We start from the raw sequence: 7,703 nt of genomic DNA on the forward strand, positions 1-7,703 counted from the left end.
TTTCTTTTTCCATAGAATCGTCTGCAATAGATGCGATACTTGCCACAATTCTATTGAAAAGAGGATTTCCATGTCCAACCTTTTTGTTAAGATTCTTCCAGTTTTTCTTCAGCCATGGCCATAAGATTTTATCACCATACGGGTTTGCAGCGACTTTCATAATCGGTAATTGCATATTTTGTGAGCGAACATGAGATGTTTGAGAGAAATCAAGTGATTTAACAAGTAATTTTTTGTCTTTGAAACCACATAATGCACCTAGAAATCGAAGTTTTTCTTCCATTGTCTTTGCATTCTTGTATAATCTAGTCAATTCAGAATGAGTTTTTGTATTTCCATTCCATGCCGCAATGGAGCAAATAGGTTCTATCAGATCAGGAGAAATGGAATTAGGAGATTTTAGGAATTTCTTATATCTTCTAAGGGCTTCCTCAGTGACATCATCATCATTCATTTTACCCAGTACAGAAATTGCAAATCCTCGAAGTAATGCATCAGTATGTTTATCGGACTTTTGTGGCTCCCATCCTAAACTAAACAAAAGTTTTCTAAAGTAATTGATTGCATATCCCCTAATTTCTTCGGCAAATGGTTCATCAAATGCACGAAAATACAAAGAAGCTAAATTGTGTGCAACATTAACAGATGCAAGATAACTATCTTCTTCAAAATATGCATCAGAAAAGTCAAGATAGTTTCTAACTTGTTCATCTCCTGAAACACACAAAGAAAACAAATCATTTTGTATTGCCCATCTATCAATTGCAGGAATACGTTTTTCATCCACCAGCATTTTCAGATCAAGCAAAATTCCTTCATCATATTTTACACGATAGAATCCTTTTCGGCCATAATTTGCCACAAAACCCAATGTATTCTTTGGAAGTTTAATGGATGTGGATTTTTTGGCGAATAATTTTTTAGAAATCTCAGATTCAAATCCAAGAGACAGAGGAATAGACCATAGGCCCTTGCTGAATTTTTTATCAGGTTCTAAGAGATACCTCTTTTGTTTTAATTTCAGAATGTTACCATCTTGATTGATTTCAACTAATGGAAACCCAGGTTGCTTTAACCATGTATTAACCATGGATGAAACAGGCATTTTAGAGGCCTTTCCAATTGCATCCCACAGATCTTGACCCTTTGCATTTTGATATTTGAAATCAGACAAGTATTTTTTTAGTCCTTTTTGGAAATTTGGTTCGCCCACATAATATTCCAGCATTCTCAACACACATCCACCTTTATCATAGGAAATTGCATCAAAAATTTCTCGAATTTCTGCAGGAGAATTTACTTTAACATCAATGGGATGGGTGGTTTTGAGAGAATCAAGACCCATTGCAACATTCATCGCATCTTCTATGAACTGGTTCCACAAATCCCATTCAGGGTAAAATTTGTCAACAAATTTTGTGGCCATGAAAGTTGCAAAGCTTTCATTTAACCATAGATCATTCCACCATTTCATAGTAACAAGATTTCCAAACCACTGATGTGCAATTTCATGAGAGATTACTTCAGCTATGAATTGTTTAGTTCTAGTAGAAGATGTTTTAGGATCATATAACAAAATAGTTTCTCTAAAAGTAATCGCACCCCAATTCTCCATTGCTCCAGCTGCAAAATCAGGAACTGCTATTAGATCTAATTTAGGCAAAGGGTATTTTATTCCAAAATATTTTTCATAAGATGTAAGAAGCTTCTTTCCTAGATCAAGGGAGAACTTGCCTTTAGATTTGTTTCCTTTTGTAGTAATTACCCTAATCTGGATTTTTCCAATCTTTCCTGTAAGGTATTCAAATTCCCCAACTCCAAGATAAATCAAGTATGTTGAAACAGCTGGAGTTTTTAAGAAATGGTAAATAGTTTTGGTGTCAATCTTTTTCTTTGATTTGATTGGCATGTTTGAAATTGCAGTAAATTTATTGTCTGCAATAATAGAGATATCAAAAGTAGATTTAGCCTCAGGTTTATCCCAACATGGAAATGCACGTCTAGCATCAGCTGCTTCAAATTGTGTGGTTGCAAGATATTTTGTTTTGCCGTTTTGGACATATTGACTGCGATAAAATCCCAGTAGCCTATCATTTAGGACTCCTTGAAATTCTAGATCGATTGTTATTGTTCCTTTAATTTTTTCAGATAGTTTGATTTGTAGTTCTTCTTTTTTCTCATTAGTTTTTGGAAGAGATTTGATAATTTTTCCTTGAGATTTAACTATACATGAAGTGATTTCAAGTTCAGCACAATCCATTGTTATTAGATTGGTAGATTTTTTACAGTTTGCAGTAATAATTTCACTACCAGAAAAAATGAATTTTTTTAAATCAGGTTCAAAAGTTAGATTATAGTTAACTGGGATTATCTCCATATTGGAGATAATTTGATTACACTTTAAGTAGATTTTCTATTTCAAGTCCAAGGATCAGACCTTTCATCCCATGTAATTGCATTAATTCCATATTCATCTAAAGACTTGCTATTTTTCATGGAGATCAAAAGACATTCATCTGAACAATGAGTCATGTCAGGATTTTTCATGAATTTTTCACAATTTTTGCAGTATTCTCCCATATCTCAAATGAATCGATGCCTGTTTGCACATATTCCCTCGTAATGATAAAGGGAAGAAGTTGTTTTAAAATTAAATATGATTATCAGGTTTGAGAACGGATTTTCAATTATCCTTGAATCAACTTTATATTTAATTCGTCAGGGGAGTTGTAAGATGGATTCAACCATAAAACGACAGCAACATACACCTAAAAAAGAAAAGACGCGTAGTGTCACATATCGTTTACCAATAAAACTAGTAGAAGAGATTGAAACTGAGGCTATGAATAAAAATATCTCTCACAATGTCATGGCAAGACAGATTTTAGAAAAATATGTCCAATGGGATAGATTTGCAGAAAAAATAGGCATCATTCCAGTTCCAAAAAAAATTCTAGACACTTTGGGAATCGAAATGACAGCAGAGGAGGTTAATGAAATCATCAATATCATAAAACCAATAATCAAAGATACAGTATTGTTCATCAAAGGAAAATATGATTTGAAAAGATGCATTGAAACATTAGAAGATTACATGCGTGCATCTGGAATGAAGTCAGATCATAGAATTGAAGGAGAATTACATCATTTCATCATTCAACATGAATTAGGAGGTAACTGGTCCATATTTACAGAGCAACTATTACAAGAAATATTCAAAGAGTTTTTGCCAGACTCAAAAATGAAATGTCAAACAACAGAATCCACAGTTATTGCCTCAATTGCGCTGGGCGGAGATTTTAGTGAACATGAATATTAAAAAAACTAGTTTTTGTTAAAAACTACTTGCACATCTAGTTTTCCATCACTAAAAGATGTATTCACTTCTTTGATTTTACTTTTGTAGAGAAACAACCTTTTGCCTTCTTCTGTAATTACACCAGAAGTTCTAATCATTTTTGAATCATGCAGTTGTTGTATTCTTCTGTAAACAGTGCTCAGAGGAATAATTTTTTCATGTGACACTTCTATGGCAGACTTGGGAGTTTCCATAATTGCCTCTAAAATAGATCTACAATATTTATCAGAAAGGATTTCAAGAAAAGAGTCTTTTCTTTCTGGTTCTTCAATTTTTAATTGTGTGATTGTTTGCATGTTTTAACTAGGTGATTTTAGCATATAATATCTGGGCAGACACATGTGTGCAATGCAAGACAGAATGAACTAATCTTTTCCAGATTGTTCTGCTTTTAATCCCTTGTAACGATTTCTAATAGTTACTTCGGTTACTCCTGCAGCTTCTGCAAGATCTCGTTGTGTGATAGATACACCGTTCTTCACACAGGACAGGTAAAGGGCAGTGGCAGCAAGTCCCATCGGATCTTTACCAGCAGATTCTTTACGCTCTTGCGCTTCTTTGAGAACTTTAACAGCATAACGTTTTGTTTTTTCAGATATCTCAAGCTTGCTTGAAATTCTTGCAATACATTGAATTGAATCAACTACAGGCATTTTCAATTCCAGTTCATGGTGTAGCAATCTATAACATCGTGCAATATCTTTTCGTTTTACATTTGCAGCATCAGCAACATCTTTCAAAGTTCTAGGTGTTTCAGTATCTCTACATGCAGCATATAATGATGCAGCAATCATTGCTGAAATTGATCTTCCTCTAACGAGTTTTTTCTCTAAAGCTTTTCTGTAAATGTAAGCTGCTTTTTCTAAAACATTTGCAGGTATTGCAACCTTGTCTTTTAATTTATTTAAATCACTTAATGCTTGTCTTAGATTTCTATCTACAGGGGCATGAACTTGACTTCGACTATCCCAAGTTCTTAATCTTTCAATAGTACTTTTCATAGATGTTGAAAGAGGTTTTCCTGATGCATCCTTGTTTAAAGGATTGATGACAGTTGACAATCCCATATCATGAATCATTAGTGATGAAGGTGCCCCAGTTCTTGCAGGATCAGCACCGCCATCTTTTTGGAATGATCTCCACTCAGGTCCAGACTCTTGTGATTTTTCAGTAATCACATATCCACATTTTCCACAAAAATTTTCTCCCGTAACTTCATCAGTTAGCAAAGAGTTTTTTCCACACCGAGCACATGTTGGATTGTCCATTTTAATTTCTGGCCTCGTTAGTCAAAATGAGGGTAAATGATAAAGAGCAAACAACTATACCTTCAGACATAATTTAAGAACATTTCTCATCTATAAGAAGTGTGAGTATTTTCGTTGAAAGTGCTAGTGCTTTACAAGTTATGCAATGACAGTTATTTCAGGAGCAGAATTACCACCATAACCAGGGTCAATAGTTTGCTTAGGATTTAATGTCGTATCATGATGACAAGCTTTGTTACAAACAGGGCAGAATTTTCTGTCAAGCACAATACATTGACAAATATGATTTTTCACATATGCTTGAGCCGCTTGATTCCATTCACCAGTGCCATTACAATACACACAAACATTCGTAGACGAGGAGCCTACACCTTTACAAAAATCACAGACATCGTCAGTCATTTGTTATCTATATTATTGAAGATTAAATCAATATATTTTAAGAGGTGGGCAGGGATAAATAGAATAAACCTTTTAAAATATCCCAAAATACAACTATAATCATGAAACAAAAAGCAGCAACTCGAAGTATCAAAATTCTAGTTGCCAAATTAGGATTAGATGGTCATGATAGAGGGGCACTGGTACTATGTAGGGCATTCAGAGATGCAGGAATGGAAGTAATCTATTCAGGGCTTTTTGCTACGCCAGATAGAGTTGCGCAAATTGCAGAGGATGAAGATGTAGATGCAATTGCAATGAGTTTGTTAAATGGGGCACATGGAACTCTGTTCCCAAGAGTTGTCAAGACCCTAAAAAAGAAAGGAATCAGCGATGTTTTGATAGTTGGCGGAGGAGTCATTCCAGAAATAGATCATAAGGATTTAGTCAAAGCAGGAGTTGATCATGTATTTGGTCCAGGAACACCACTACCTACAATCATAGATCATATAACAACTGGAGTTTCTAAATTAAGAAAAATTTAGTTCAGAGTTCAGGACTTTTTTATTTAATTGAGTAATTTTTAGAGATTGAAAAAAGTAGACATGAGGCTTGGTGTTGATCTAGTACAACTTAGCATGAATAAAAAATAGATAAAACAATTTTGATTGCATCAGATAGTGATTTTGAATATGCAGTACAAAAAGCCCAAGTAAGAGTCAGTTACATTAGCATATTTTTTGATTTTGTTTTAATTGTAGATTAATTAATGTAAATTATAATTTACATTTATCTAATAATTCATCAGTTCAACTCCACTGAGATTCATCTATTATTTTGGAGATGAAAATGACGCAGATATGCATAAAAAATTTAGATTTTGCCTAGTTTGGTTTTGAATTCTTGATATGCTTTTTCATAGGATGTCATATCCCCAACATCTGTGAATCCTTTTTTAATTAAGAAGCTGTTTAATTTTTTCTTTTTTAACATTGCTTTATTAAGCACCTTGTCCATTCCGTAAGGAATCCCTTCTGGAATTAACGGAAACACTTCGGGTTCCATAACATAACAACCAGTATTGATGTTTGATGTGATTTCTGGTTTCTCTCTCCATGCTGTGATGATATCTTTTTTATCCGTATCAATTACGCCATATGGTAATTTGTACTTGTATTCATACAAACACATAGTGAGAAATGCTTTACTTTTTTGATGTTTTTTTATCATATCTTTGAGCCTGAAATTAAATATCGAATCCCCATACATGCAAACAAAAGTATCATCTATGAAATCTTCTGCACTTTTGAGCTGACCTGCTGTTGCTAATGGTTTATGGGAAATCGCATACTCGATATCTACTCCAAAATCTTTTCCGTCTTGAAAATAATCTTGAATATTTTTACGTAAATAACTTACACATAACACAATTGATTTGATATTATTTTTCTTTAACCAATTAATTGAATGTTCTAGTAATGGTTTATCTCCAAGAGGCAGCATCGGTTTTGGAACAAATAACGTGTATGGTTGAAGTCTGGTCCCAAGACCTCCTGTTAAAATTACGGCCTTCATCGTCATATTTTTTTTCTTGACTTATTTATGGTTATATGTTATCGTTTAATTAAATAAATAAAGGGACATTTTACCTGAATCATGAAGAATGTTTTTGTTAACGGCTACGGCTCAATTGGCAGTAGAATTGTCTCTTTTCTAAAAGACGATCCTGAAATTACCGTGGTAGGAATTGGAAAATATTCTCCTGATGAAAAAGTTCAAGAAGCCATATCTAAAGGACTTGATGTTTATGTTCCTGAATCAAAATTATCTGATTTTTCAAATTATAAAATTTCAGGCTCTATTGAATCTGCATTGGACAAGTCTGATTTGGTCATAGATGCTGCCCCAGGTGGACACGGCTACAAAAACAAAAAGAATCTCTATGAACCAAAAAATATCCCTGCAATTTATCAAGGCGGCGAGTCCACAATGGGCTCTGAAGCGGTTTCTGATTTGTTGTTTAATTCTCGTGCAAACTATGATCAGGCCTTGGGAAAACATCATGTCATGCAAGGGAGTTGCAATGTCACAGGTATGGGGAGAATTTTAGAGCCTCTTCGCGATAAGTTTGGTGATCAATTAGTAAGATTTGATGTGACTCTGGTTAGACGCTGGGCAGATATTGAACAAACCGAGAAAAAACTGTCAGATACCATAGAGATGACTGAGAAACCTCATCATGGTGACGATGTGAAACTATACTTTGGAAAAGATGCTCCACTATACGTACGTGCAATCAAAGTCCCTACAAGGCAGATGCATCTGCATATCATGGATATTAGATTTAATGGAACGGCTCCAAAACCATCTGAAATTCATGACATATTCACAAATGAATTTGGTGTTGCAACACTGTGGACTGCAAAGGGGACTAAAGATGTAAGAGATTATGCTCAGAACATGGGCTTTAACTTTACTGATACCAACATGATACACATTCATGCAAACATGACTACCTCTATTGGCGATACTGTGCAAATGATGTATTCTGATGATCAAACAGGCATTGTAATCCCTGAAAACCACATGCTGATGCAAGCAATGCTGTTTGGAAAATCGTATTCTGAAGCTTTTGCACACACGGAATCCATATTTCATATGAAGGAGAAAAAAGAAAAATTACAAGAACATTTTGC

Annotated in this window: 9 protein-coding genes; 3 read left to right on the forward strand and 6 right to left on the reverse strand. The window is 34.4% G+C overall.

Going from position 1 to position 7,703, the window contains the following annotated elements:
- Together OEW78_RS09195 and OEW78_RS09200 are read right to left on the reverse strand one after the other, a co-directional pair.
- Positions 1-2,377 (reverse strand): M1 family metallopeptidase (locus OEW78_RS09195; protein ID WP_300327007.1); only part of this gene is annotated, 2,377 nt, incomplete at its 3' end.
- A 41-nt stretch (positions 2,378-2,418) separates the two neighbouring features.
- Positions 2,419-2,547 carry a hypothetical protein gene (locus OEW78_RS09200; RefSeq protein ID WP_300327008.1) on the reverse strand — a complete coding sequence of 43 codons (129 nt, stop codon included), beginning with the start codon at positions 2,545-2,547 and terminating at the stop codon, positions 2,419-2,421.
- Between the two features lie 187 nt (positions 2,548-2,734).
- Between OEW78_RS09200 and OEW78_RS09205 the strand changes: the two genes are divergently transcribed.
- The gene (locus tag OEW78_RS09205; protein ID WP_300327009.1) at positions 2,735-3,319 is read left to right on the forward strand and encodes a hypothetical protein; all 585 of its coding nucleotides are present in this window, start codon (positions 2,735-2,737) and stop codon (positions 3,317-3,319) included.
- Between the two features lie 5 nt (positions 3,320-3,324).
- Here the strand turns inward: OEW78_RS09205 and OEW78_RS09210 are convergent, their stop codons facing one another.
- The 3 genes from OEW78_RS09210 to OEW78_RS09220 all read right to left on the reverse strand — a co-directional run bounded on the left by OEW78_RS09210 (position 3,325) and on the right by OEW78_RS09220 (position 5,028).
- A complete protein-coding gene (locus OEW78_RS09210; protein ID WP_300327010.1) occupies positions 3,325-3,654 on the reverse strand; it encodes an ArsR family transcriptional regulator in 330 nt (109 codons plus the stop codon).
- A gap of 69 nt (positions 3,655-3,723) precedes the next feature.
- Positions 3,724-4,626 (reverse strand): TFIIB-type zinc ribbon-containing protein, encoded by a 903-nt coding sequence (locus OEW78_RS09215; RefSeq protein WP_300327011.1) that lies wholly within the window; start codon positions 4,624-4,626, stop codon positions 3,724-3,726.
- Positions 4,627-4,764: 138 nt separating this feature from the next.
- Entirely contained in the window at positions 4,765-5,028 is a 264-nt protein-coding gene (locus tag OEW78_RS09220; protein WP_300327012.1) for a hypothetical protein, read from the reverse strand.
- A 101-nt stretch (positions 5,029-5,129) separates the two neighbouring features.
- On the opposite strand from OEW78_RS09220, the gene OEW78_RS09225 reads away from it, so the two are divergent.
- Positions 5,130-5,552 (forward strand): cobalamin B12-binding domain-containing protein, encoded by a 423-nt coding sequence (locus OEW78_RS09225; protein WP_300327013.1) that lies wholly within the window; start codon positions 5,130-5,132, stop codon positions 5,550-5,552.
- Between the two features lie 328 nt (positions 5,553-5,880).
- Here the strand turns inward: OEW78_RS09225 and OEW78_RS09230 are convergent, their stop codons facing one another.
- Positions 5,881-6,582, reverse strand: coding sequence for a nucleotidyltransferase family protein (locus tag OEW78_RS09230; RefSeq protein ID WP_300327014.1), 702 nt, complete (start codon positions 6,580-6,582; stop codon positions 5,881-5,883).
- 81 nt (positions 6,583-6,663) lie between these two features.
- Between OEW78_RS09230 and OEW78_RS09235 the strand changes: the two genes are divergently transcribed.
- On the forward strand, positions 6,664-7,703 hold a 1,040-nt coding region (locus OEW78_RS09235; protein ID WP_300327015.1), incomplete at its 3' end, for a type II glyceraldehyde-3-phosphate dehydrogenase.

Source organism: Candidatus Nitrosopumilus sp. (genome assembly GCF_029882185.1).
Classification (GTDB): Archaea; Thermoproteota; Nitrososphaeria; order Nitrososphaerales; family Nitrosopumilaceae; genus Nitrosopumilus.

Coding starts and splice junctions, on each gene's coding strand:
- OEW78_RS09205 (WP_300327009.1), top strand. CDS start 2,735: ATGGATTCAACCATAAAACGACAGCAACATACACCTAAAAAAGAAAAG.
- OEW78_RS09215 (WP_300327011.1), bottom strand. CDS start 4,626: ATGGACAATCCAACATGTGCTCGGTGTGGAAAAAACTCTTTGCTAACT.
- OEW78_RS09210 (WP_300327010.1), bottom strand. CDS start 3,654: ATGCAAACAATCACACAATTAAAAATTGAAGAACCAGAAAGAAAAGAC.
- OEW78_RS09225 (WP_300327013.1), top strand. CDS start 5,130: ATGAAACAAAAAGCAGCAACTCGAAGTATCAAAATTCTAGTTGCCAAA.
- OEW78_RS09200 (WP_300327008.1), bottom strand. CDS start 2,547: ATGAAAAATCCTGACATGACTCATTGTTCAGATGAATGTCTTTTGATC.
- OEW78_RS09220 (WP_300327012.1), bottom strand. CDS start 5,028: ATGACTGACGATGTCTGTGATTTTTGTAAAGGTGTAGGCTCCTCGTCT.
- OEW78_RS09230 (WP_300327014.1), bottom strand. CDS start 6,582: ATGAAGGCCGTAATTTTAACAGGAGGTCTTGGGACCAGACTTCAACCA.